This window comes from Clostridium pasteurianum BC1, assembly GCF_000389635.1.
Classification (GTDB): domain Bacteria; phylum Bacillota; class Clostridia; order Clostridiales; family Clostridiaceae; genus Clostridium_I; species Clostridium_I pasteurianum_A.
In genome coordinates this window covers 3,774,156-3,799,351 of sequence record NC_021182.1, presented here as the reverse complement: position 1 = coordinate 3,799,351, position 25,196 = coordinate 3,774,156, and the positions used below count along the sequence as shown (strand labels likewise).

Below are 25,196 nucleotides of genomic sequence, written 5' to 3'. Positions count from 1 at the left end.
TTAGCTTTTTATGAATAATACACTAACAGAAGAAAATATTAATAAATTAAAAGAAGAATTAGAATATAGAATGACCGTAAAAAGAGCTAAAATAGCAAAGGAAAAATTGGTAGCCGCTGCACATGGCGATAGATCAGAAAATGCAGAATATAAAGAAGCCTGCGCAAACTATAGAGAAAATGATAATAGAATTCAATATTTATTAACTATGATTTCAACAGCAACTGTAATAGATGATAAAAATGTAGATAAATCAATATTAGGAATTAATAGAAAAGCTAGAATTAAATTTATAGAGGATGAAGATGAAGAGATTGTAACATTAGTAACTACTATGGATTCAGACCCAGAAAATATGCTTATAAGTATAGAATCAGATTTAGGAAAAGCATTAGCAGGCAAAAAAGTTGGAGATATAGTTGAAGTTAATGCTCCAAGCGAAAAATATACAATAGAAATATTAGAAATATTATAAGAATTTATCAGTTTTAATCTTTTATAGTACAGATACATCGAAGTCCTTTACAAACTTTGAATACTATGAATTTTAATTAAAATATTACATATGTATATTTAATTCGTCTTTTATAATATATTATTTAAACGTAAAAATACAAATATTGTTGAACTAATGGACAAATTTTATTTGTTTGCATAATTAACACCTCGGTAAAATTGTTGACAAAATTGCAGCAAGGAGCTGAAGCCTAGTTATCTCCATTTTATGAAGATTTCAAGGTAAATAATAGTTTATTTTACACTTTAATATTAGATTTATTAAACTTGGAATATGAATTTACGTTATATTCCAAGTTTTTCTTGTTTATTGTTTTAAATAAGTTTTTTATCCTGTCTATTTTTAAAGGGTTTCTCGGAAAGGAATCTTAAATAATAGTGGCATTCATGTAGCACAATACTTAACTCAAATGCCTCCAAAAGAATTATTTGAAGAAAAACTTCACAAGGCGATACAAAGGGCAAGATTGCATCTTGAGCAAAGAGGTCAAAATATCAATTTTGCACAATAAAAATTAAGAATCCCTTTATATAATTTATTTTGTCTGTTTGAAGTATTACAGCGGCACGACCCTGTATAATTAATCTAAACTAAGTTTGAGAGCAAACTCTCACTAAGTAAGATTCATTGATAATTGTAATCACTTAGTAGAAGTAATTAATCAATATCAATGTAAAATGCAGTAAATGAGCAATTTTATAATATATGAAGTGAAATTTGCTCATTTATAGTATTTAGATCAAAAATGAAAAACTTTACATACTAGCAACTTGTATGTTAATATAAAGTTGTTAGTTTCAAAGTTACACAATATGTAATTAAAAGGAGAAGAGTATGATTAGAGAAAGAAAATTGAGAGAGATTAATATCAATGACTTAGAACATAAATACTCCAATTGGAAAGATTGGAAGTGGCAAGTGAGGCATACGGTAAGAGATATAGATACTTTGGAGAAGTTGTTAGAAATTGAATTAGATATTAGAGATAAAAGAAATATTGAGAGAACTATAGAGAAATTTCCTATGGCTATAACCCCTTACTATTTATCTTTAATAGATATTGATAATTACAAAAACGATCCTGTTTTTAGACAGGCAATTCCAAGTGAAAAAGAACTCATAATCAGCACATATGATATGGTAGATCCTTTGGGTGAAGATGAAGATAGTCCTGTAGAGGGGATTACTCATCGTTATCCAGATAGGGTGTTATTTCATATCAGCAATGTATGTGCCATGTATTGTAGACACTGTACGAGAAAGAGAAAAGTAGGGGATAAAGATCATATTCCAAATAAAGAGATTATAGAAAAAGGTATTGAGTATATAAGAAAAAATGCACAGATAAGAGATGTATTATTGTCGGGAGGAGACCCATTTTTATTACCTGACGAATATCTGGATTGGATTTTAACAGAGGTAAGTGCAATTCCACATGTTGAGGTAATAAGAATAGGATCAAGAGTACCAGTAGTACTGCCTTATAGAATTACTGATGAATTAGTTAATATGCTAAAAAAACATCAACCTTTATGGATTAATACACATTTTAATCATCCAAAAGAAATTACAGATTCGTCAAGAGAAGCATTAAGAAAATTAGCTGATGCAGGTATACCTCTTGGAAATCAATCTGTATTATTGGCAGGAGTTAATGATTGTCCGCATATTATGAAAAAGTTGGTTCAAGAATTAGTGAAAAATAGAGTAAGACCATACTATATTTATCAGTGCGACATGTCAGAAGGACTATCACATTTTAGAACATCAGTGGGAAAAGGAATTGAAATTATGGAGTCTCTTAGGGGGCATACTAGCGGTTTTGCAATTCCTACTTTTGTTGTTGATGCACCAGGAGGGGGTGGGAAAATTCCCGTGATGCCAAATTATTTAGTATCTTGGTCTAATGATAAAGTCATTTTAAGAAATTATGAAGGTGTAATAACAACCTATAAAGAACCAGATAATTATAAAACTACTTCATGTGATCTAAATTGTGATAAATGCGATTTAACTTTAAAAATCGATAATGATAAGAAAATAAAAGTATTAGGTGTTGAAAAATTACTTTCTGATTATGATGAAACTATTTCCTTTGTACCCAATAATAATGAAAGAATAGAGAGAAGAATTAATGAATAATATAACAAACAAAATAAGTAAGTCAACTATTCAACATGATAAAGAGAATAATAGAATATATTTAATGAAAATGCACAAAGACGATGCCTATGATATCATTGATACTTTAGAAGAGATAGTTAGAGAAAACAAATATACTAAAATTATCGCAAAAATACCTTTCAGTTCAAAATTATTATTTTTAAAACAAGGATATTCTGTAGAAGCTATAGTGCCTAAATTTTATAAGGGTAGAGAAGATGGAGTTTTTGTAGCTAAATATTTTTCTATAGATAGGCTAAAAGATAAAGATAAAGAGATTATTAAAAATGTTTTAAATGAGTCAATAAAAAAAAATAATGAAAAGAATCTATGTACTCTATCAAAAGAATTTAACTATAGAAAAGCAGAGGAAGAAGATGCAGAGGCCATTGCAGAATTTTATAAAAGGATTTTTGAAACATATCCATTTCCAATATACAATCCTCAATATATTTTGAAAACTATGAGAGATAATGTTGTATATTTTACTATTTGGAATGGTGATAGACTCATAGCGGTATCTTCTTCAGAAATGGATATAGATAATTTAAATGTTGAAATGACAGACTTTGGTACACTCTCTGAATACAGGAGAAAAGGTTTTGCAGTATATCTTCTAGGAAAAATGGAAGAAGAAATGATAAGTAGAGGAATTAAAACCGCGTATAGCATAGCGAGGGCTGTGTCATATGGTATGAATACTACATTTTCAAAGAAAGGATATACTTTTGCAGGAACTTTAATTAATAACACTAATATTTCAGGAAGAATAGAGAGTATGAATGTGTGGTATAAAGAACTTTTTAAATAATATAGCTATATATATTGATTTAATTAGCAATATTAACACTTGGCAATGCTCAGGTGTTTTTTTTATGTGATGTCAATGAATTGCTTTGACAGCCAATTCAACTCCACCTCTTGAAAAACTGGCACATTCTACAATTGAGGTAGTTGGATATTCATCGAATAAGGAAAATTATCAATCAAATCTATTCACTAGAACATTTTAACATTTTTAGTTACGCCCACTTCTGCTGTAATAGAACCTATGGTTATTCCAGCCACATAATCAAAGTAAGTCAATTGAAATATTTATTTTCTTCCCATAGCTCTTGTTAAAATAACCAAAACAAAATAAGTAACAATTGATCTAAATAAGAGTATTAAATGTTCATTTATTTTAGCACTTCCTTTGTAATTATTATCCATATTAATTACAGTTTAATTTAGCTAATGTCAATACTCTGAAATCAAGCATAAGTTGTACTATAATATTAATTTTTTGGAATACTAATTTTAAATAATAATCCGATAAAAATGTTTAATTTAGGAAGAAACCCAATCAAATACTGCCATGATTGGATTTTCATGTGCCTAACATTTAATTATATAGAGGTTATTATGACTACTTATAATATTTAATATACTGTATAACTCAGTTTGCAAATAATTCAGTTTAATATAATGTTGGAGGTTTTATTGAATGAAGAAGAAAAGAATGTTTTGGATTTTTTCAGTTTTTGTCCTGATTGCTATTATATCTGGTTCTCTTATAATTAAAAGTTTAACTACAACAAGTTATGGTAAACTAGATACAATATTTGGCGTGATGACAAAAATAGAAAAATATTTTAACCCTATCTCACTCAAAGGAAAATCAATATATGAAATGCGGGCAGCGTTACATAAGGATACAACAAAATGGAGCTCTAAACCTATAACCTTTTCAAATATAAAGAACATGGATATAAAAACATCTTCAAATCAAGTACCAGTGCGAATATATACGCCTGATAATGGCAACAAGTTTCCTTTGATAATTTATTCCCATGGTGGTAGTTGGATAGGTGGTAATCTTGATGATTATGACAATGTTTGTAGGAAACTTTCAAAAAATTCAAAGGCTATAGTAGTATCTGTTAATTATCGTCTTGCACCAGAAAATCCTTTTCCAGCCGGGCTTAATGACGTATATAATGTACTCCTATGGGTTTATAAAAATGCTAACAGTATTAACGGGGACTCCAGTAGAATTTGTGTTGCAGGTGATAGTGCCGGGGGCAACCTTTCTGCGGCAGTTTCTCAAATGGCACGTGATAAAGATGGTCCCCACATAACTTCTGTGGTACTAATATATCCATCTACAAACATTTATAAGCTTCATACTAAATCTTGGTCGTATTTTGGTATGAATTATAATCCTACAAGGGAAAATTCTGAGAGATTTATATCCCTATATACTCCAAGATTAGAAGATAGAAAAAGTAACTATGCTTCCCCTTTGTTATCTAAAAATTTCAAGGGATTACCAGACACACTAATAATTACAGCTGAATTTGATCCACTAAGGGATGAGGGTGAAGCTTATGGAAATAAGCTAAGGAATGCAGGGGTGGATGTAATTTCCACCAGGTATAAAGGTGTTAGTCATGGCTTCGTCTCAATGGATAATATTACAAAAAAAGCAGATCAGGCTTTAAATCAAATTTCCACATATCTACAAAGGCAATTTAATAAAAGCTAATTTTACTCTCAATTGGGCCTGCACCAGCGTGTGCATTAGGAAGTTGTTGTGACAAAAAACATGGAGGAAAAGATTGTTTAACTGTTTTAGATTTTGTTGGTCAGGTACATAAAAATTATAATTTTGAGGAAAAGTTTAAGGCTTTAATGGGTAAATCAAAGCATTCAGTAGAATATAGCATAAATAATGGATTAACCTCACCTTATACATATTTAGGTGAAACAGAGTATATAAGTCATGAATGTAACAAGCCTATAAGTTTTGTGTGGAGGCTGAAAGAAGATATGCAGCAGAGCGATTCGCTCTGATTTTTCGTAGTTTAAAGTAGCTGTTCTAACGAAATTGATTTCTCATGAAAAAGCTTACTAGTCATTAGAAAATTCTTCTTTTAAGCATGCTATAAATGCTTTCATAGCTGAATTTAACCATTTGTTTTTATGATACAGTATTTGAGTCATCATATTAAAATCATCTTTATTTAAATTAATGGATATTAATTTTTTACTTTTCAATTCTTTCTTTACGGTCATAACAGGCAAAAGAGTAATACCAAGGTTATGCATAGTAAAAATTTTAATTGCTTCAATACTTCCTACTTCTAAGGATACATGCGGCTTAAATCCTTCTTTATGAAACATGGCTTCAAAGACATTTCTATAGCTGCATCCTTTTTCAGTGAGGATTAATGGCTCATTTTCAATATCTTTTATAGTGACTTTTCTTTTATTTGATAATTTATTTTCTGGGGAAGCTAAGAATACCATTGGCTCATTAAAGGCCATACATGGAATTAGATCCTCATCATCCACTGGTTTATCAAGAATAAATATTAAATCAACTATATTATTTTTTAACATATTTCTTAAATCTGAGCATACACCTAATTTAATTATAATTTCTACATCAGGATATTTAGAATGGTATTTTTTAAGCACTTCTGGAAGCCTGATGGTACAAAGAGATTCAACAATTCCAATTCTTAGGATGCCCTTAGGTGTCTCAACATCACTTACTACTTCTTTAGCTTCATTTGAAAGATTAATCATGTTTTCTGCATATTTTAAGAAAACTATACCTTTTTCAGTAAGTTCCATTTGTTTTCCAATTCTCTCAAATAATTTTATTCCTAGTTCCTGTTCAAGAAGCTGCATTTGAGTTGTAATAGTGGATTGAGCATATCCAAGCTCTTCTGCTGCCTTGCAGTAGCTATTTAATTGTGCAATTTTGCAGAATGTAATAAGATTTCTAAGTTCCATATTAAGCCCTTTCTGTAAGTTCGATAAAATTGAATTGTAAATTCAAATAATTCAATTTTATTAATCATTAATCTTATGTTAATATAAATTCATCTTGAATTCAAGGATTTTATCCGATGACTATCCGCTCTAATACTCCCATCTTTTTTCAAAGTGGGAGTAAAGAGCGGATACGTCCCTGGATAACGATTTCTAAGCATCAGATGGAATAAAAACTCCATCTGATGCAAAGAACTCTGTTTATAAACATTATAAGAAAGATGGTGCTTTATGAATAATAAGAATATTGGTGTTATTACACTTTGCGGACTTATAATTGGTCCAGTTTTAGGTTCAGGAATTGTTCTCCTTCCGCCTCTTGCCTATAAAATGATAGGTGAATGGTCTATATTGGCATGGATTTTTATAATGCTGCTGGGAGTAGTTTTTGCATATGTATTCATATTTTTAAGTCTTGAAAGTCCTGGAAATGAAGGCGTTGCAATTGCAGTTGGAAATACTTTGGGGAATTTTTGGCGTGAGGTAACTTCTAATTTTCTCTCAACTGCAGTCTGCTTTGGTCCAACTGCTATTTTAATTACTGCAGCGGAATTTTTAAAAAATTTCAGCTTATTTTCAAACATGAATGTGATGATACTTGCCTTTGGATTAGAAATTGTCTGTGTCTCTATATTAGCTTTTGGAGTTAAAACTTTAGCAAGGCTTACTCTAATTCTTACCGGATTTACTGCAGTATTATTGACTTTAGGTAGTGTTTATACATTGATTTTTTCTTCAAATATACATTTTTCAGGAAAGCAATTTTCCTTTTCAAGTTTTACACACACACTTTTACTCTTATTTTGGGCAATAATTGGCTGGGAAGTTGTAGGAAATTATATTGAAGATATTAAAGATCCTAAAAAAACATTAAAAAAGGCAATGACTATAAGTATAATTGTTATTATATTTCTCTACATAATTGTTGCACTGTCTTTGCAAAATATTTCTAGTAAAGAATATACTATAGTAGCAATTATAACTCCTCTCTTTGGCTCCTTTGCAGCGCCACTAATAAGTGTTATTGCCTCTTGTCTTTGCATATGCACTTATCTCATGATAGTTGGAGGAGTTTCACGAATGAATGCATCTCGTTCCATAAAAAATAAATTGCCAAGTTTCCTTGCTCACTTAAATAAAAGTGGAAGTCCAATTAATGTCATTATGACCTATTTTACAATACATTGCTTTATATTGCTTTTAGCTTACCTAAAAATCTTAAATCTTGATGAGATTCTCACATCAGCAAATGTATTTTTCTTATCAAACGCACTAATTGGACTATTTACAGGCTTTAAACTACTAAAGAATGTAAAATTAAGAATTGCAATTATAATACTTATTGCATCATTTATGTTCCTTTTATTTAGGGCTTCCATTTGGAGTTTAGCGTTGTTAATAATGATTTTTATACTTACATTATATTATAGAAGAGTGAGTGCCTGATGTAGTTTGGATGGTGCTTTCTACAAGATATTTAAAACTATTTTAAGAAAAAACAAATCATATAATAGATTAGCAAAAAGAAAGTACATAGATTTGATCTACATAAATCCATGTACGCTCCCTCCAACTTTATTTTAATGTGCTATATGCTAGGTTGAGTTGATAATGATTTTAATGTATCTGTAGTTATTGTTTTTTGTTGATTTTAGAGATATCTATTTGTAATTTTAATAATATAACATATTTCATCATCATTAATTTTTATATTGTATTCAGTTTCAAGAATATTTGAGGCTTTACGTATTTCATTAAATTGTTCAATGTTTTTTTCTTTGTACTCCTCAATATTTTCAAACTTAACAAAATTGCCATTTACACATCTATCAAGCATACAGCCTAAATGAATTATTAAATCGATAATATCGTCGCTAGTTTCATTTATATTGCCTAAACTAATAGATTCTATAAATTTTTTAATATTTATAATAGCGATTTTGGGATTTATAAATTTTACATATTCCTCTAGCATTTCTTTTGAAGTTTCATATACACTTTTGATAACATTATTTTTAACACTATGATCATTAAAATTACTATCAATAAATTTTAAAAATTCTCTTTGAAAGCTTTCATTCAGAAGTTTATTTATTGGAAAGTAAGGTACATTTATGTTTGGATTAAATGTACCTATAATGGCTACAATATCATATTTTGATTGTAAATCTGTAATGTTTTCTGAATCTATATAATTACTTGTTACGATTTTAAGTCTATCATTATATTTATTATTCAATATTTGATTTAATATATTTTTGGCTATAACACTAGCACCATGCCCAGTAGCGCACAAGGTCAGTATAATTTTTTCTACAGGTTTCAATGGACTAGATATAGGTATCCCTGCATTAGTTAATGAATTGTATATAGTATTAAGATTGTCATTTTTATAAAGTACATTTCTCAGTGCCTCTATAACAATTAAAGTTGATACATTATTTATAGTCCTAATTTTTATGCCGGTCTCATTCATAATTTTTTCACCAAAACCCGTTAAAGAACCCATGTCAACAAGAAATAGTACACCTTTACCATTATTGTTATCTACAACAATTGATTTGATTTTATCATAGGTTTCTGTAATATCAGCATCCAATGGCATATCAATAGCTTTAGCATAATCTACATTTAAAAGGGTATTGGCAACGTTTACTATGCTGGAGGCAGTTCCATAGCCATGGCATATAACAAATATGCCAATTCCTGATTCATGCTTTTTATAAAGCTTATTATTAGCTAATAGAATGGTTAGGAAACCTCTTTCATCTTCAGGAATTAATACTCTGAATTTTTCATTCAATAATTTAACTAATATTTCTGAAACTCTAAATTCATTAGGATAATCTCTTTTTATTTTTATCATATTTGGATTTCTTATAGGTTTTTCCTCTGCAATTCTCTTTAAAAGTGCTTGTACATGCAAGGCAAATCCAAAAATAAATTTATTATTAAATTTTATTGAAAGTTCATTTTCCGCTATGCTAATTAACTCTACAGAAAAATCTGTTATGTCCTTTGAAACAATTTTGTAGAGCTGATTTATATACAATTTATTTAAGCTGAAACTTTCCATTAATTCTTTAAAATTGTCATCTATTAGAGAATTAATTTTTGTTTCTATTATTTCTTTACTTAAGCCTTTACTTTTAAAGTTTTCTAGTGTTTTAATTATAAGTTCATATATATCTTTCTTTGATTCATCTGGGTAGTACCCTTTTTCATCTAATGGAGATATTATCATATCTTCTGTATACATATTTAAATAGGTTTGTACACTTCTATCTGGATAGTTGTAATTAAGGTAATATTCACGTATTTCATTATCAAGCATATTAAATTTTATTATGAGCTCTTTATCATTTTGAAGATGATTTAGAAAAGATTTTGCACATAATAGTTTTATTTCCGATCTCAATTGTCCTATATTTCCTACATTAAATTTATATAAAGCAAGTGATTTAAGTACTTGGGAAGAAACTCTAATATTCTTTCCTAAATTTTTTGATTCATAGGAAAATAAGCTTTGTATAATTTGAACTCTTTCATCGATAGTTTTTTCTCTAAAAGATGGAAGAGTTATTACCACAGGAATTCTTCTGAGAAATGTGGATAATAGATTACCATTAGGTTCTTCTGTAGTTGCAGCAATAATTAAAACGCTGCTCTTTCTTTTATTTTCAGTTTCACCCATTCTGTGAAATTCGCCTTTATCCATGAGATAAAATAGCATTTCCTGCCCATTAGGTGGAAGTCTGTGAATTTCGTCAAGAAATAGGATCCCACCATCTGCTTTTTCAACTAGTCCAATTTTTTCGTTATCCGCACCAGTAAAGGCACCTTTTATATGACCAAATAATTGAGATAAGAGCAGTTGAGGATTATTGAAATAGTCAGAACAATTAAAAGAGATAAAGGGAAATTCATCCTTTGAAACTTTCTTTTTTGATTTACCAAATTCATGCATTGCGTAAGCAAAGGTAGTTTTTCCTACTCCGCTTTCTCCGAGAATTAGAGTATTCAAGCCTTTAGGTGGATAAATTAGAGCTGCTTTTGCTTGATTAATTTGATTAGAAAGACTATCTTTACTTCCAACTAAATATTGAAAGGGATCCGAACTAGGCTGCTGAGGAGCTATATAATTAACTAATCTTTTTATTTCATCAGATGTATAGCAGTTGCATAGATTCTTTTCAGGTACTGATTTGAATTCTCTAATTACATCAGTAGGAATAAAAGCAACTGGCCTTGTGTTTATTTTTATCAATTGTGATGATTTCCATAATTCACCTAATATAGTACTTGAATTATTACGTAGAATATTAAGGTTGTCTTGTATTTCTAAAGCAGTTACTCCACAGAGTATATTATTTTTTATACAATTTAGTATATAATCCTTTGTTACTTTACTTTTTATATAATTTAAAATAATGTCAATATTCTTCAAGGAAATTCACCTACCATTGTGAGATTATTTATTTTTGTGAATTATATTTAAACTTTCAAATTGTTTAGGAAGTGGAATATCTTTTTTGAACTTGTTTAATATTAAAGCAATTATAAAACAAAAAATTGTGAAGTAAATATTATGGGATAGTATTGAAATAATTAAAAAAGTAAAGTCAAGTACTACAAATAGATACCAAATAGCAATTTTCATAAAATCCTCCTAATCTTAAAATTACTGTAATGGTTAATTTAATTACCAGATAAATTTTTAACTAATGTTTATAGAGTATTTTATTGATAAGATTAATTAATTTGAGTTTCTCAATAAGTATTTAATGTGAAACTTTAAAATTTATTCATAGTCTTTATTTTAAGTTACATAAACATTATATTAGATACAATATAAAAAAATGAAAAAACCAATAAAATATTTGAAAATGTTTTCAATACAAGAAATATATTAAAGATAATAAAAAGAAAGGATGTGAGTATTTAGTAGATTTGTGTACCTATAATACACTGTCTTACTAAAAATAATTTATGAGTTATAAAATAGATTTACATGTTCATTCTTATATGTCTGATGGAACATTAAGTCCAAAGGAAATAATACAACTGGCAGTAGAAAAAGATGTAAAGGCCATTGCATTAACAGATCATGATTGCATAGATGGCATCAAAGAAGCTGATGAAAGTGCAGCACATCTCAATATAGATTTTTTAAATGGAATAGAAATAAGTGTAATATATGAAAATGGAAGAAAGCTTCATATATTAGGTTTAGGCATTGATATAAACAATAGTGAATTTTTAAAGGTATACAATAAGATGAGGATAGCAAGAGAGAAAAGTATACCATCCATATTAAAAGTAGTTGAAAAACAAGGAATTAAAATAGATATTAATGATTTAAAAAAGCATACCCATAATAAATATCTGGATAGATACGATGTACATGAATACTTTACTAGAAATAGACTATGCAATAATTCTCAAAAGATATGGGATAAATATTTGGATCCTATTCCCTATGGAAAGGATGAATTGTTAACAGTTGAAGAAGCTATAGATATTATAAAAAAAGCAGGAGGACTTTCATTTTTAGCCCATTATAATAAGACAATAGGACTATATGGATTTTCAAATACTGAAATAGAATCACGTATAAAGTATATGTTGGATATGGGTCTTAATGGAGTTGAGCGATATTATCCATCCTATACTGAGAAGGATATTAAATTTTTAGATTATATTATAAATAAATACAATCTTGATTTCTCTGGTGGTACAGATTTTCATGGTAAGAATAGGCCTGGTATAAGTCTTGGTACAGGAAGTAATAATAATTTATTTATTCCCTATAAGGTGTATGAGAATATTATATGCAAAACAAGTAATTTAATATAGTTATTTTGTCCAAGGATTACCCAATGCAGCATTCTAACTTCTAAAGTTTATAATAACAGTGGCATGCTGCTGTTATCATAAACTTAGTGAAATGCAAACTTCAACTAAGTAGAGTTAATAGATTAAGCACTAGAAAATATGCACTAATAAATTAAAAATATTAGTGCATATTTTTTTATGCAAGTGGCTATTTATCAGGTATACACTGAGCTGGCACGGTACTTGCTTTAGAATATTGCATAGCAAATTAAACTACACAAAGGGGGTTGTAAAAATGGATGAGAGGGAAGAACTTTTACATGAAGATTTAATCTTTATTAATTACGAGGCACAGAGTAAGGAGGACTTACTAAAAAAATTATCTCAAGTATTAAGGGAGAAGGGCTATGTAAAGGATTCCTATACAGAGGGGATTCTGCAGAGAGAGGTAATTTATCCTACAGGTCTTAACACTGAAGCTATAAAGGTTGCCATACCTCATACAGATGCAGTACATGTAAATAAATCTACAATATTAGTTGCAGTACTAAATAATACGGTAACTTTTAAAGAAATGGGAAATGGGATAAATGATGTTGATGCAAACCTTATATTTATGCTGGCAATTAAGAATCCAAATAGTCAGGTTGCTACACTTAGTAAGCTTATGTCAATTCTATCAAATAAAGAAAGACTGCTGAGCATTTATAATTCTAAGACGGAAAAGGAAGTAATTAATGTACTATCACAGGTTTTAAATTAGGTTAATCAAATGTATCAAATTGAAGGAGTGAAAAATTATGAAAAATATTTTTGTTGCATGTGGTTCAGGGGTAGCTACTTCCCAAACTGTAGCATCTAAAATTGCAAGTATGTGTGAAGAGGAAAGTATCAATGTAAATGTTGAGGCAGTTGATATTAAATCGCTTGAAAATGTTATTAATCAGTGTGACATTTATGTATCCATAGTTCCAACAGGAGTAATGGATTGGGGAAAACCAACTATAAGTGGAATACCATTTTTAACTGGTATGGGTATTGAAGAAGAATTTGATAAACTGAAAGCATTATTAGAAAACTAAAAAAATCTCCCATTGAAAAGGATACAGGGAGATGTTAAATATTCCTTAATATATATTATACAATAAAAAACTATTTATGATGATATATTTTAGTGAAGAGGTGATAGTAATGAGCCAAATAGTTAATTATATATTGAGTTTAGGTGCAGCTATATTTTTACCTGCTATAATGATAATACTTGGTTTAGCCATGAAAATGAAACCTAAAAAAGCAATAATAGCAGGTTTAACTTTAGGAATAGCTTTTACAGGAATGAATGTAGTTTTAGGCTTTATGTTTAATTCCATAAGCCCTGCAGCTAGTGCTTTTGTTAAGCATACAGGAATACAGCTTAATTCGATTGATGTAGGCTGGTCGCCAATGTCAGCTATAGCTTGGGCATGGCCATATGCACTAATTATGTTTCCAATTCAAATAGCTATGAACTTGGCTATGTTAGCACTTAAATGGACCAATTGTTTAAATGTAGATCTTTGGAATGTTTGGGGTAAAATATTTACTGCCACTATGGTTGCAGCGGTAACAGGAAGTGTTTTATTAGGCTTTATAGCTGCGGGGATACAGATATTTATAGAGTTAAAAAGTGCAGATGCATCACAAAAACAGCTATACCACATTACAAAAATACCAGGTGTTGCCTGCTCACATTACATGACAATACAAGCAGCTATTCTTGCTCCTATAAATAGATTATTAGACTTTATACCAGGTCTAAATAAAATTAATATAAATGCGGAACAGTTAAAACAAAAAATAGGGGTGTTTGGTGAAAATAGTGTTATGGGTTTCATTGTTGGCGGTATCATAGCAATATTTGCAGGATATAGTTTTAAAGATATTATGAATACATCAATACAAGTTTCAACAGCTCTTGTTCTCTTTCCAATGGTAGCTAAATTATTCATGCAGGCATTAGCTCCAATAGCTGATGCAGCTGGAAGCTTTATGAAGAAAAGATTTAAGGGTAGAGAAATATACATTGGTCTTGATTGGCCTTTCCTTGCTGGGCAAGCGGAGATATGGGTTGCAGCAATTATTTTAGTACCTTTTGAATTATTGTTTGCAGTTTTAATGTCAAAGGCAGGATTAAATAACGTTATTCCTTTAGCAGGGATAATAAATGTAATAGTAATAGTACCTGCATTAATTGTAACTGGTGGAAATTTAATCAGAATGATTATACTGGGATTAATTGCAACACCAATATATTTGGGAGTAGCTTCAAGCTTTGCGCCTATAGTTACTGATTTGGCAAAGAGTGTTGGATCTATAAAAGTTCCAAGTGGACAATTTATAACTTATTTTGGTGTAGAATGTCCTGAATTCAGGTGGGCACTTGCTCATGGATTTAATATAATTCATGGCGATGTAATCGGTTTCTTAGCATTGATAGGATATTTTGGATTGTTCCTTTGGTATTTAAAATATATGAAAAAGAGAGATTTGAAGTTTATAGAAAAATAAAAAAATGGGGGAATAGAAATGTTAGAAATAATTAAAAAAGAAGTAGTTAAAATTGCTCAGGAGGCAGATAGATCAGGACTTTGCAAACATAGATCAGGAAACTTTAGCATTAGGGATAAGGATACAGGATACGTAGTAGTTACTCCATCTGGCATTGATAGGGAAGAATTAACCATTCATGATATATGTGTTATAGATTTGAAGGCAAATATTATAGAAATAGAGACTAGGGTTAAGCCAACAAGTGAACTACTTATGCATCTACAAATATATAAAACGAGACCAGATGTATTTTCAGTAGCTCACACCCATTCTCGTTTTGCAACTTCCTTTGCAGTATTAAAAAAAGAAATACCTGCAGTTGTATATGAGTGTTCCGTATTAGGACTAAAGGATGGAGTAATACCAGTTGCGGATTATGGAAGACCAGGTACAACGGCTTTATCAGAGAGTGTTATTGAACCTATACAGAGAGCTGATGCTATATTACTAGAGGGACATGGCGTAGTGGCTGTAGATAAGGATCCTAAAGAAGCCCTTTTAAAAGCTCATTATGTAGAGGAATTTGCAGAAGTATACTATAGAGCTCTTACATTAAATAATGGAAAAGAACCAAAGGTTTTTTCAGCAGAAGAGCTGGAAAGATGGAAATATCCTTCTCAAATAAAAATAAATGAGTAAATTAATTGAGGTGAAATTTTAATGAAAAAATTAATAAATAATCCTGAAGATTTTGTGAGAGAGACTGTGGAAGGCATAATAGCAGCGCATCCTGAAAGTTTAAAATTAGTAGATAATAATTTTAGATGTGTTGTAAGATCGGATGAAAAGAAGGAGAATAAAGTTGCCATAGCTACTGCAGGTGGATCAGGACATCTTCCAACTTTCCTTGGATATGTTGGGTATGGATTGGCAGATGGGGTTACTGTAGGAAATGTTTTTGCATCTCCAAGTGCAGAGGCAATGTATGAAGTTGATAAAGCTATTGACAATGGAGCGGGCATACTTCACTTATATGGCAATTATGGTGGAGATAAAATGAACTTTGGCATGACGGAAGATCTTATCTCCATGGATAGTATAGAAGTTGAAGAGGTGTTAGTAACTGATGATGTGGCATCTGCTCCTAAAGGTGAGGAAGATAGGAGAAGAGGGGTGGCAGGACTATTCTTTGCATATAAAATAGCTGGTGCAGCTGCTGAAAAGATGTATTCTTTAAAGGACGTAAAGGCGGTTACGCAAAGAGCTGTAGATAATATAAGAACTATGGGAGTTGCACTTACACCCTGTATTGTTCCCGAAGCTGGAAAAGCTACTTTTTCCATAGCAGATAATGAAATGGAGTTAGGTATGGGAATACACGGTGAGCCAGGAATTATGAGGTGTGAATTAAAGAATGTAGATGAAGTAGTTCAGTATATAATGGATAGAATTATTAAGGATATGCCCTACGTTAATGGGGATGAAATATCAATTTTGGTAAATGGATTAGGCTCTACCCCAAAGGAAGAATTGTATATAGCTTATAGAAAAGCCAGTGCAATTCTAAAGGATCAGGGTATTAAAATCTATAGAAATTATATAGGTGAGTATGCCACATCTTTAGAAATGGCTGGAATGTCAATTTCCTTATTAAAATTGGACGATGAACTAAAGGGGCTACTGGATCAACCTGCATATTCACCTTTTTTCCAACAATATAAATAAAATATAGGGGGGATATATTTCATGGAAAAGATAGATAGAACTATTTTAAAACAGATACTGGGAGAAATAGTTAATGTATTAAAGCAGGAGAAAGAATATCTTACTGAACTAGATGCAGCTATGGGAGATGGAGATTTAGGTCTAACAATGACCAATGGATTTAAAACTATATATGATGAGCTTAACAACATAGATTCAGAAGATATGGGTACAATTTTTATGAAACTTGGAATGAAAATGAATTCTACAGTAGCTTCAACTATGGGCACTCTTATGTCAATTTGCTTTATTAAAGGGGCAAAGGAAGTGAGAGGCATTAAGGAGATAGGACTTGAAGAGGCAGTGAAAATGGCACTATCAGCAGTAAAGGGAGTATCAGAAAGAGGTAAAGCAAAGGTTGGAGACAGAACAATGTTGGATGCACTTTCACCTGCTGTAGATGCTTTAGTGGCATCCTTAATAGAAAAAAGCATATTAACTGAAGCTTTTACAAAAGCTTTTGATGCAGCACGGCATGGTGTAGAAAATACAAAACAACTAAAGCCTGTATTTGGAAGAGCTGCTTATTATAGAGATAAACCTCTTGGAACACCTGACTCTGGAGCTGTGGCAATAATGTTTGTATTTAAGGGTATAAAAGAGGGACTAAATAAATAGTTGTTAATATAAAAATTATATTTATGAATATTAAAGGACCTGGTAGAATTTTTAGTACCAGGTTCTTTAATATTCAATTATCTGGAAATGAAATAAATTGAGGAATTAAAACTACTTATAGAAAAAAATTATATGCTATTATAAGGCTTATGAAGATGGTAAAATGGAATTAAAAGATTACGATGAAATGAATAAATAATTGAAAACTTAAATTTGTATTTCAGTTCATTGATGTGTACGGAAAATATGGATAATAGTAGGAGGAGGATTATCAATGGCAGATATCAAATATGAAATCAAGGAAAATATAGGTGCTCTTTCAGAGTCACCAAAGGGTTGGAAGAAAGAATTAAATCTAATAAGTTGGAATGGAAAAGAAGCTAAATATGATATTAGAGATTGGTCACCTGAGAATGAAAAGATGGGAAAGGGCATTACTTTAACAGTAGAAGAATTAAAAAAGCTTAGGGATATGCTTAATGAAATGAATTTGTAAATTGTATAAATAAAGCTTGCTGCTGAAATCCAAATAAGCAGGTTGGTTTATCAATAGAGAAAAGTACATAGATTTTATTCTTGTAAATCTATGTACTTTCTCAATATAATTTAATGTAAAGACGCCTCATAGGCTTTTTCTATGGCATCTTTAAGTGCTGAAACAGGTTGATCACCAGATATATGTGACTTCCCGTCAAAAAGGAAAAATGGTACAAAATCCAATTCAATCTCTTCACTCTTTTTTATATCTTCTTTTACAGCATCAGAATACTGGTTACTATCTAAAACCTTAAGGGCTTCACTTTTATCAAGTCCAACCTCTTCAGCAAGTGAAGCAAGTGTTTCATGGTCGCTGATTAATAGGGAATCCGTAAAATATGCCTTAAATATACGTTCACAGAGTAAAAAGGATTTACCTTTGGATGCAGCGTAATGGGTAAGGCGATGGGCGTCATGGGTATTAGCTGGAATCATTGTCTCAAAATTATAATCAAGGTCTACTTTTTTTGCAGCTTCAGCAAGTTTTAAGTTTGATGCTTTTGCCTTCTCAACACTTGTACCCATTTCTTTTGCAAGTATCTCATGCTGGGATTTTTCTTCCTTTAGTTTTGCGTCAGGTCTTAATTCAAAACTGCGGATTACAATTTCAACTTCATTTTTATGTTCAAAGGAATCCAGTGCAGTTTCAAATCTTCTTTTTACCATATAAGAATATGGGCAAATATAATCCAACCAAATTTCAACTTTCATTGTCATTCCTCCCTTTTATCCTCTAAGATTTTTTAGTGTATTTTACATATATGTGTTGCAAAATTGTATTCATAAATAGAGTATTTATTCAGTTAACTGCTATCTGAACTAAATTTAAATATAATTTACATATATAATTTAAAACAAGAGCTTTGAATTTATACTACTTAAAATGGTCACTACTTGTAATTATATCATACCCATAAACAGAGTTCTTGGCATCAGGTGGAGTTTTTTTCATCTGATGCTTAGAAATCGTTATCCAGGGACGTAGCCACTCTTTACTCCCACTTTGAAGAAGATGGGAGTATTAGAGTGGGTAGTCATCGGATAAAATTTTTAGATAATCTTGGAGGAAGAAATTATATATCTCATTATTTTTAGGGAATATTAACTTTACGTTTTGAGAAAAACCACTACAATAGCATTCTAATTATTCTTAATATGGTATAATCCGATAATATATTATAAAATAAAAATATATAACTACTAAGTCTAGCATAGATATTGCAGGTAGATTTGTTCAAATATGAATGATGCTCTTAAAAATGAATGAAAGGACAACTTTTTAGATGATGGAAATGGAAGAACTAAAAGAAGAAGTTACACATGGAAATGTTAGCTTTCCTTTAGCCTGTTATAAATGGAATGCTAATAAACAGTTTTTGGTTAAATTGCATTGGCATGATGAAACAGAATTAGTCTTTTTTCAAAAAGGAAAATTTATTGTAGACATTAACATGAAGTAATAAACATAGATGCTCCTGCATTTATGTTTATTACTTCCGGGGATATTCATTCTATTATCGGCGAAGGAGGGGGCAGGGAAAGTGCTGTAGTTTTTGATTTGAAGATGCTCAGCTTTGAGTATTTTGATGGAATACAATATCATATTATCAGACCATTGCTTGAAAAAAAGATACAGTTTCCTAGATTTGTTTTTTCAAAAGATAGTATATTTATAGAAGTGGCAAAAATATACAGGAAAATAATAAAAGAGTCAGGATGCAAGGAATTAAGCTCATGTATTCGAGTGAAATCATATATCTATCAACTGATTGCCCTTTTATATGAAAATAAGAAATTTTACTATTCAGATGACATTAAAGAAGGGGATAACTATAAAATAGCAAATGTTAAAAAGATTCTTACTTACATTCATGATAATTATAGTAAAAAAATATCCACCAATGATATGGCGAAACTAGTAGGAATGAACTCACAATATTTCTGCCGGTATTTTAAAAAGTTAATTGGAAAAACACCAACCGGCTATATCAATGAAATCAGGATTGAAAGAGCTTCTGAATACCTTTTACAAACAGAAATGAAGATTATTGATATTGCTATGGCTTGCGGATACGAGAATATGGGATATTTTATCAAACGTTTTAGGGAACATAAACATATGTCTCCGTCAGAATATCTAAAAAAAATAAAAAAGTCAAAATAGTATAATGTTTTGTCAAAATTGAAGAAGAAATTTCCTTTCTATGTATATATACTGTAAATATATATTTGAAAGGGGATTTTTTTATGAAAAGACAGTGGTGGCACAAAAAAGTAGCATATCAGATTTATCCTAAGAGTTTTAATGATACCAATGGAGATGGTATTGGAGATATTAGAGGAATTATTGAAAAATTAGATTATCTGAAGAATTTAGGAATTGATATTATATGGATTTGTCCTATATATAAATCTCCTTTTGTAGACCAGGGCTACGATATATCGGATTATTACAGTATTGCACCGGAGTTTGGTACTATGGATGAATTTGATGAGCTTCTGGAAGAAGCAAAGAAAAGAAATATGTATATTGTCATGGATTTAGTTATTAATCATTGTTCTGACAAACATGAATGGTTTCAAAAGGCACTAGCTGAACCAAATGGTGAATATGCAGATTATTTCTATTTTGTAAAAGGTAAAAATGGAAATCCACCTAGTAACTATCGTTCCTATTTTGGTGGAAGTGTATGGGAGCCAGTGGAGGGTACAGACAAATATTATCTGCATCTGTTTGCCAAGGAACAGCCGGATTTGAACTGGAATAATCCTAAAGTGAAAGAAGAGTTATTTAAGATGATTAACTGGTGGCTTGAAAAGGGGCTGGCAGGTTTTCGTATTGATGCTATTATCAATATCAAAAAAGATTTAGCATTTCCATGTTATCCGCCAGATGGAGATGATGGACTTGTCAGTGTAACAAAAATGGTAGAAGAAGTAAAAGGAGTAGGTGAAATGCTTCAGGAAATGAAGCAGCAGACTTTTGACAGGTTTGAAGCATTTACAGTAGCAGAGGTCTTTAATATGAAGGATGATGAGCTGCCAAAATTTATTGGTGAAGGTGGTCATTTTTCTACAATGTTTGATTTTTCTGCACATATTCTGACAAATGGTAAGAATGGCTGGTATGATGCTAAGCCAATAGACTTTGCTGCATGGAGAAATGTTATGTTTCAGTCACAGTTACAATGTCAAGGAATAGGATTCCTGGCTAATATTATTGAAAATCATGATGAGCCAAGAGGCATTTGTACGTATCTCCCAAAATATGCACAAGGGGAAGCAGGAATAAAAATGCTTGCAACAACGAGTATTCTCTTGCGTGGAATCCCTTTTATTTATCAGGGGCAGGAAATTGGTATGAGAAATTGCAGGATGGAAAGTATTGATGAATATGATGATATTGGCACAAAGGATCAGTACAAAAAAGCTATAGAGGCAGGTCTAAGCAATGAGGAGGCATTGGAAGTATGCTATGCACACAGTAGGGATAATGCAAGAACTCCAATGCAGTGGAGTGGGAAAGACAATGCAGGATTTACGAAAGGAAAGCCATGGATTAAGGTCAATCCAAATTATTCTGATATTAATGTAGAATCTCAAATGAAGGATGAAGCATCTGTATTACGATATTACCAAAAACTGATTGCTTTAAGAAAATCAGAACAATATGGAGAAGTCTTTACCTATGGAGATTTTATTCCTGCATATTTAGATCATGAAAAGATATATGCTTATTACAGGCAATTAAGCAATTTTAAAATATTGGTAGCAGCTAATTTTGGAGAGAAAGAAATGACACTGGAAATGGAGCATGATAGAAATGAGATATTATTATCCAATATGGATGTTTCGTCACATATTGGAAGAAAAATTGTGTTAAAATCATGTGAGGCAGCAGTAGTATATGTTGGGCAATAGTTAACCTCGTGTTTATTGGATTAGTTATGATAAATATATATTCATCCTATTGGCAGTACGAGGATTTATCTGATGACTACCATCCGTAATACTTCCAACTTCTATCAAAGTGGGAGATAACGGCTGCTACGTCCCTGGATAACGATTTACCCTAAAGGACAACGATTTCTAAGTATCGAAAATACCGATACTAAGAACTCTGTTAGTAAGTTTCAGCTGGAGAAAAAAACTCCACCTGAAACAAAGAACTCTGTTTATACGGTTACAGTTTTTCGTGAATACCATAGAGTAGATTTGTTTAGTATCATGTAATATGGAAATAAAAATAATTATAAAAATAGAGAGAAAGGAAAGGAGAAATTAAGAATGAATCAAAAAGAAAGAATGCTGGCTGGATTACCATATAAAGCTTGGCTGGACGGACTTAGCGAAGAGAGAATACAAAATAAATTAAAAATATATGATTATAATTTACTTCGCCCTGATGAAGATAAAAAAATGTCTCAAATGATCAAAGATATATTAGGGAAAACAGGCGATAGTATTTTTATAGAACAACCATTTCATTGCGATTATGGTAAAAACATAGAAGTCGGAAATAATTTTTATGCAAATTATAATTGTACAATATTAGATGTGGGTAAGGTAATAATCGGTGAAAACGTTATGTTTGCTCCCAATGTAGCAATTTATACAGCAGGACATCCAATTCACCCACAATCAAGAAATTCTGATTATGAGTATGGTCTTGCAGTAACCATCGGCAATAATGTTTGGATAGGTGGAAGTGTTGTAATAAATCCTGATATTAAGATAGGAAATAATGTTGTAATAGGTTCTGGAAGCGTTGTAACAAAAAATATACCAGATAATGTGGTTGCAGTGGGAAATCCATGTAAGGTGATACGAAAAATAACAGATGATGATAGAAAATACTATTTTAAGGATAGAGAATTTGATGTTCAAGATTATTAATAGCAATTAAACATTGTACTAAACAGCTAGGTTTATTGAGAATATTTTGGATACCTAGCTGTTATCAGAAAAGAAATTCATTTTCAACCAACTTTTCCATGTGAATTAGGATGTACTTTCGCTGAAAATACATCTGTTTTTTTATGCCTTTTTTAAGAATGTAATGATTTCTGTTTAGGAAAAAAAGTTAAAATGCCTCTCTAATTATTGACCAAGCCTCATTATACTCTACATTAGTAGTTATACGAAACTCAGGAGCAACGTCAAACAAAGATTCATAAATTATTCGCATCATTTTTTCAAAATCAAACTCCTTCTCTCTTATATTCCAATTAGAAGTACCGTGGAAAGTTTGTAAAAACAAAATAAATACCAATTCATTTTCCATATTGGTTCTAAATTCACCTGAATCCTTACCCTTTTGTATCATGGGCGCAATAGAGTTATATAATATTTTTATTTTATCTTTCTTAAAAGCACCAAATTTTTCAGATATATCTTTTATTGAAAGCTGCCTAACAATATCCGGTCCTGAGGTAGTTGCAAATTCGATTAGACGCTCAAACACTATCCACACCTGCTCAACATAATTTTTCGCGCTCATGATACGCGCAAAAATTTCAGGAGTGATTTCACTTTGAAAATTATAATACTCTTCTAACAATTCATCTTTAGATTTAAAGTGGTAATAAAATGTGTGCTTATTTATGTCCGCAGCGCTACATATATCTTGTATTGTTACGGCATCAAAGCCTTTTTCACGAAATAATGGTAGTACTGCCTCAATGATTCGTTGTCTTGTTTTTATTTCAGCCAAAAAAAAACCTCCTATACACTTAATTTACTATAGAATATCATATTTTTTAAGCAATCGTCAAATTAAATTAAAACATATTGACAAAAAAACTAGAGTGCGGTATCATAAAAACTAAGTTGAGGTTGCAAATTACTTAATCATGCACAAGAAAAAACAAAATAAGTAAAGAAAACCTTGGGGAAACTAATTAGAAGCAATTTGGTAATATGTCAAGAACAAAATGAAAAGAAAAAGAAATGATTTTGAAAAAAATGGGTAACCTTAACAAGCATACGTCAAACTTAGAACGTATGTTCGCAAAACTATTTATTTATCTACCCTATTTGAAGAGTAGAGTTGATTTTTAGCCAGCAATCCAAAAATCAAACGAATCAATTTACGAGATGTTAGTGCGAGTGCTCGTTTATGCTGATGTGTAGTTACTTCAGCAAATTTCTTCTGATAGAATTCTTGATATTCAGGAATATATCTTACGATACTTCCAGCAGCTTCTATCAGATAATAGCGCAAATAACGGTTGCCTGCTTTGTTCATTGGTGTGTTTTCAGCCTTAAAACCACCAGATTGATTTTCCTTCCATACGATGCCAGCGTATTTAGCAATGGCATTGTTATTAGGGAAAGCATGAACACTACCTAATTCTGAAAGAATGCCACTAGAGTAAACAGGGCCGAACCCAGGTATTGACATTAAAATTTGGTATTCAACGGGGTTCATTCCCATAACTGCTTTTTCAATAGCCTTGTTAATAGCTTTAAGTTCTTTCTCAAAAGCCTGAATACAATTAAAAGAGCAGGCAATTGAGGTTGTTAAAGGCTCATACAAACATTTATCAAGGCGGTATGAATTACGTGCAGCCTGCTGCAGAATTTCAGCAGTCATCTGTGGATTGGAAATCCGCTTGCGACTTTTTTTATTGACGAAGTCAACAAGATCTTCAATTGAAGTATTTGCAATATCTTCAGAAGAAAGAAAATCTGTCAATATAGATGACGCAGTAGCACCATATTTATCAGAAAAAGGATGATCATCACCCTGTAACAAAGCAAATTCACTAAACTTGAGAAATACATTGGATAACATGTAAGTCTTTTCTCTGGTTAAGCATTCAACAATATGAAGCCTGTGTCTTGTAAGTCTTTGCAGAGCAAGATATTGAGAACCCCGCCAGGGTTCAGTATGAATTCTGCCAACTCTTGCAAAATCAGCAATAACAAAAGAGTCAATGCTGTCATTTTTATCAAGAGAATTGAAGGAATCTTTGTAGTTAGCAACTTCCTTAGGGTTTAAGCAGTAAACATAAGGCTTGTAAGGCATAAGTCTTTCACTTGAAGATAAAAAATTGGCAATATGTACTCCGTAAAAGGAAGTAGATTCTAAGCCGATTATTACAGTTTTAAAAGTGTTCTTTTCTAACACTTTAACAAGCATGGATTCTAATTGTTCTGCACCAAATTGTGTATTAGGAACAGGCTCCATTTTAATCAAGAATTCTTGATCAAAATTAATAGCAGAGACAACATTTTGTCTCGCACCAATATCGATACCAACAAATAGAGTTGATAAGTAATCTAATTTCTTCATGAAATCACCACCTTTCAAAAATAATGAGGAAATTAGAAAGGAATTATCCTAATCCAAAGTACTGACTGCAACCTCGCGTAATTAGCATTTATCCAGACGAAAAACCTTGCTGGT

23 protein-coding genes are annotated in these 25,196 nt (G+C 31.0%); 18 read left to right on the top strand and 5 right to left on the bottom strand.

The features are described from left to right. Positions 1 to 10 precede the first annotated feature (10 nt). From CLOPA_RS17830 to CLOPA_RS25270, 5 genes are all read left to right on the top strand, one after another. Positions 11 to 475 (top strand): GreA/GreB family elongation factor, encoded by a 465-nt coding sequence (locus CLOPA_RS17830; RefSeq protein WP_015616831.1) that lies wholly within the window; start codon positions 11 to 13, stop codon positions 473 to 475. An 876-nt stretch (positions 476 to 1,351) separates the two neighbouring features. Next, positions 1,352 to 2,659 (top strand): lysine 2,3-aminomutase, encoded by a 1,308-nt coding sequence (gene ablA / locus CLOPA_RS17825; RefSeq protein WP_015616830.1) that lies wholly within the window; start codon positions 1,352 to 1,354, stop codon positions 2,657 to 2,659. Further along, positions 2,652 to 3,491, top strand: coding sequence for a putative beta-lysine N-acetyltransferase (gene ablB, locus CLOPA_RS17820; RefSeq protein ID WP_015616829.1), 840 nt, complete (start codon positions 2,652 to 2,654; stop codon positions 3,489 to 3,491). The genes ablA and ablB overlap by 8 nt, the downstream gene beginning before the upstream one ends. A gap of 675 nt (positions 3,492 to 4,166) precedes the next feature. Next, entirely contained in the window at positions 4,167 to 5,207 is a 1,041-nt protein-coding gene (locus CLOPA_RS17815; protein WP_015616828.1) for an alpha/beta hydrolase, read from the top strand. Positions 5,208 to 5,353: 146 nt separating this feature from the next. Further along, positions 5,354 to 5,515 carry a hypothetical protein gene (locus CLOPA_RS25270; RefSeq protein WP_155241935.1) on the top strand — a complete coding sequence of 54 codons (162 nt, stop codon included), beginning with the start codon at positions 5,354 to 5,356 and terminating at the stop codon, positions 5,513 to 5,515. Between the two features lie 57 nt (positions 5,516 to 5,572). On the opposite strand, the gene CLOPA_RS17810 is transcribed toward CLOPA_RS25270, so the two are convergent. Further along, complete coding sequence (locus CLOPA_RS17810) at positions 5,573 to 6,463, bottom strand: LysR family transcriptional regulator (protein WP_015616827.1); 891 nt, start codon at positions 6,461 to 6,463, stop codon at positions 5,573 to 5,575. A 270-nt stretch (positions 6,464 to 6,733) separates the two neighbouring features. Between CLOPA_RS17810 and CLOPA_RS17805 the strand changes: the two genes are divergently transcribed. Further along, positions 6,734 to 7,948 (top strand): APC family permease, encoded by a 1,215-nt coding sequence (locus CLOPA_RS17805; protein WP_015616826.1) that lies wholly within the window; start codon positions 6,734 to 6,736, stop codon positions 7,946 to 7,948. Positions 7,949 to 8,153: 205 nt separating this feature from the next. On the opposite strand, the gene CLOPA_RS17800 is transcribed toward CLOPA_RS17805, so the two are convergent. Continuing rightward, the gene (locus tag CLOPA_RS17800) at positions 8,154 to 10,949 is read right to left on the bottom strand and encodes a sigma 54-interacting transcriptional regulator (RefSeq protein WP_015616825.1); all 2,796 of its coding nucleotides are present in this window, start codon (positions 10,947 to 10,949) and stop codon (positions 8,154 to 8,156) included. Between the two features lie 542 nt (positions 10,950 to 11,491). On the opposite strand from CLOPA_RS17800, the gene CLOPA_RS17790 reads away from it, so the two are divergent. From CLOPA_RS17790 to CLOPA_RS17755, 8 genes are all read left to right on the top strand, one after another. Continuing rightward, on the top strand, positions 11,492 to 12,358 hold the full coding sequence (locus tag CLOPA_RS17790) for a PHP domain-containing protein (RefSeq protein ID WP_015616823.1): 867 nt from the start codon (positions 11,492 to 11,494) through the stop codon (positions 12,356 to 12,358). A gap of 274 nt (positions 12,359 to 12,632) precedes the next feature. Then, positions 12,633 to 13,100, top strand: a complete 468-nt coding sequence (locus CLOPA_RS17785) for a PTS sugar transporter subunit IIA (protein WP_015616822.1) — start codon at positions 12,633 to 12,635, stop codon at positions 13,098 to 13,100. 37 nt (positions 13,101 to 13,137) lie between these two features. Continuing rightward, positions 13,138 to 13,419, top strand: a complete 282-nt coding sequence (locus CLOPA_RS17780; protein ID WP_015616821.1) for a PTS sugar transporter subunit IIB — start codon at positions 13,138 to 13,140, stop codon at positions 13,417 to 13,419. Between the two features lie 109 nt (positions 13,420 to 13,528). Further along, positions 13,529 to 14,884, top strand: a complete 1,356-nt coding sequence (locus CLOPA_RS17775) for a PTS galactitol transporter subunit IIC (protein ID WP_015616820.1) — start codon at positions 13,529 to 13,531, stop codon at positions 14,882 to 14,884. Between the two features lie 18 nt (positions 14,885 to 14,902). Then, positions 14,903 to 15,565 (top strand): class II aldolase/adducin family protein, encoded by a 663-nt coding sequence (locus CLOPA_RS17770; RefSeq protein WP_015616819.1) that lies wholly within the window; start codon positions 14,903 to 14,905, stop codon positions 15,563 to 15,565. 21 nt (positions 15,566 to 15,586) lie between these two features. After that, on the top strand, positions 15,587 to 16,591 hold the full coding sequence (locus CLOPA_RS17765) for a dihydroxyacetone kinase subunit DhaK (RefSeq protein WP_015616818.1): 1,005 nt from the start codon (positions 15,587 to 15,589) through the stop codon (positions 16,589 to 16,591). 21 nt (positions 16,592 to 16,612) lie between these two features. Next, entirely contained in the window at positions 16,613 to 17,248 is a 636-nt protein-coding gene (dhaL, locus tag CLOPA_RS17760) for a dihydroxyacetone kinase subunit DhaL (protein WP_015616817.1), read from the top strand. Between the two features lie 274 nt (positions 17,249 to 17,522). After that, a complete protein-coding gene (locus CLOPA_RS17755; protein ID WP_015616816.1) occupies positions 17,523 to 17,744 on the top strand; it encodes a YdbC family protein in 222 nt (73 codons plus the stop codon). Positions 17,745 to 17,854: 110 nt separating this feature from the next. On the opposite strand, the gene CLOPA_RS17750 is transcribed toward CLOPA_RS17755, so the two are convergent. Next, positions 17,855 to 18,496, bottom strand: a complete 642-nt coding sequence (locus CLOPA_RS17750; protein WP_015616815.1) for a DsbA family oxidoreductase — start codon at positions 18,494 to 18,496, stop codon at positions 17,855 to 17,857. Between the two features lie 572 nt (positions 18,497 to 19,068). Here CLOPA_RS17750 and CLOPA_RS26240 point away from each other — a divergent pair. The 4 genes from CLOPA_RS26240 (at position 19,069) to CLOPA_RS17735 (ending at position 22,681) form a co-directional block, all read left to right on the top strand. Continuing rightward, complete coding sequence (locus CLOPA_RS26240) at positions 19,069 to 19,245, top strand: hypothetical protein (protein ID WP_242834222.1); 177 nt, start codon at positions 19,069 to 19,071, stop codon at positions 19,243 to 19,245. Positions 19,246 to 19,268: 23 nt separating this feature from the next. After that, complete coding sequence (locus tag CLOPA_RS17745; RefSeq protein WP_242834221.1) at positions 19,269 to 19,949, top strand: helix-turn-helix domain-containing protein; 681 nt, start codon at positions 19,269 to 19,271, stop codon at positions 19,947 to 19,949. 83 nt (positions 19,950 to 20,032) lie between these two features. Next, positions 20,033 to 21,706 carry an alpha-glucosidase gene (locus tag CLOPA_RS17740; protein WP_015616814.1) on the top strand — a complete coding sequence of 558 codons (1,674 nt, stop codon included), beginning with the start codon at positions 20,033 to 20,035 and terminating at the stop codon, positions 21,704 to 21,706. A 366-nt stretch (positions 21,707 to 22,072) separates the two neighbouring features. Continuing rightward, a complete protein-coding gene (locus CLOPA_RS17735; RefSeq protein WP_015616813.1) occupies positions 22,073 to 22,681 on the top strand; it encodes a sugar O-acetyltransferase in 609 nt (202 codons plus the stop codon). A gap of 187 nt (positions 22,682 to 22,868) precedes the next feature. On the opposite strand, the gene CLOPA_RS17730 is transcribed toward CLOPA_RS17735, so the two are convergent. After that, positions 22,869 to 23,498: a TetR/AcrR family transcriptional regulator gene (locus CLOPA_RS17730; RefSeq protein ID WP_015616812.1), complete on the bottom strand. Its 630-nt coding sequence runs from the start codon at positions 23,496 to 23,498 to the stop codon at positions 22,869 to 22,871. A gap of 306 nt (positions 23,499 to 23,804) precedes the next feature. Beyond that, entirely contained in the window at positions 23,805 to 25,082 is a 1,278-nt protein-coding gene (locus tag CLOPA_RS17725; RefSeq protein WP_015613850.1) for an IS110 family transposase, read from the bottom strand. Positions 25,083 to 25,196 lie beyond the last annotated feature (114 nt).

Coding starts and splice junctions, on each gene's coding strand:
- CLOPA_RS17830 (WP_015616831.1), top strand. CDS start 11: ATGAATAATACACTAACAGAAGAAAATATTAATAAATTAAAAGAAGAA.
- ablA (WP_015616830.1), top strand. CDS start 1,352: ATGATTAGAGAAAGAAAATTGAGAGAGATTAATATCAATGACTTAGAA.
- ablB (WP_015616829.1), top strand. CDS start 2,652: ATGAATAATATAACAAACAAAATAAGTAAGTCAACTATTCAACATGAT.
- CLOPA_RS17815 (WP_015616828.1), top strand. CDS start 4,167: ATGAAGAAGAAAAGAATGTTTTGGATTTTTTCAGTTTTTGTCCTGATT.
- CLOPA_RS25270 (WP_155241935.1), top strand. CDS start 5,354: ATGGGTAAATCAAAGCATTCAGTAGAATATAGCATAAATAATGGATTA.
- CLOPA_RS17810 (WP_015616827.1), bottom strand. CDS start 6,463: ATGGAACTTAGAAATCTTATTACATTCTGCAAAATTGCACAATTAAAT.
- CLOPA_RS17805 (WP_015616826.1), top strand. CDS start 6,734: ATGAATAATAAGAATATTGGTGTTATTACACTTTGCGGACTTATAATT.
- CLOPA_RS17790 (WP_015616823.1), top strand. CDS start 11,492: ATGAGTTATAAAATAGATTTACATGTTCATTCTTATATGTCTGATGGA.
- CLOPA_RS17785 (WP_015616822.1), top strand. CDS start 12,633: ATGGATGAGAGGGAAGAACTTTTACATGAAGATTTAATCTTTATTAAT.
- CLOPA_RS17780 (WP_015616821.1), top strand. CDS start 13,138: ATGAAAAATATTTTTGTTGCATGTGGTTCAGGGGTAGCTACTTCCCAA.
- CLOPA_RS17775 (WP_015616820.1), top strand. CDS start 13,529: ATGAGCCAAATAGTTAATTATATATTGAGTTTAGGTGCAGCTATATTT.
- CLOPA_RS17770 (WP_015616819.1), top strand. CDS start 14,903: ATGTTAGAAATAATTAAAAAAGAAGTAGTTAAAATTGCTCAGGAGGCA.
- CLOPA_RS17765 (WP_015616818.1), top strand. CDS start 15,587: ATGAAAAAATTAATAAATAATCCTGAAGATTTTGTGAGAGAGACTGTG.
- dhaL (WP_015616817.1), top strand. CDS start 16,613: ATGGAAAAGATAGATAGAACTATTTTAAAACAGATACTGGGAGAAATA.
- CLOPA_RS17755 (WP_015616816.1), top strand. CDS start 17,523: ATGGCAGATATCAAATATGAAATCAAGGAAAATATAGGTGCTCTTTCA.
- CLOPA_RS17750 (WP_015616815.1), bottom strand. CDS start 18,496: ATGAAAGTTGAAATTTGGTTGGATTATATTTGCCCATATTCTTATATG.
- CLOPA_RS26240 (WP_242834222.1), top strand. CDS start 19,069: ATGATGGAAATGGAAGAACTAAAAGAAGAAGTTACACATGGAAATGTT.
- CLOPA_RS17745 (WP_242834221.1), top strand. CDS start 19,269: ATGTTTATTACTTCCGGGGATATTCATTCTATTATCGGCGAAGGAGGG.
- CLOPA_RS17740 (WP_015616814.1), top strand. CDS start 20,033: ATGAAAAGACAGTGGTGGCACAAAAAAGTAGCATATCAGATTTATCCT.
- CLOPA_RS17735 (WP_015616813.1), top strand. CDS start 22,073: ATGAATCAAAAAGAAAGAATGCTGGCTGGATTACCATATAAAGCTTGG.
- CLOPA_RS17725 (WP_015613850.1), bottom strand. CDS start 25,082: ATGAAGAAATTAGATTACTTATCAACTCTATTTGTTGGTATCGATATT.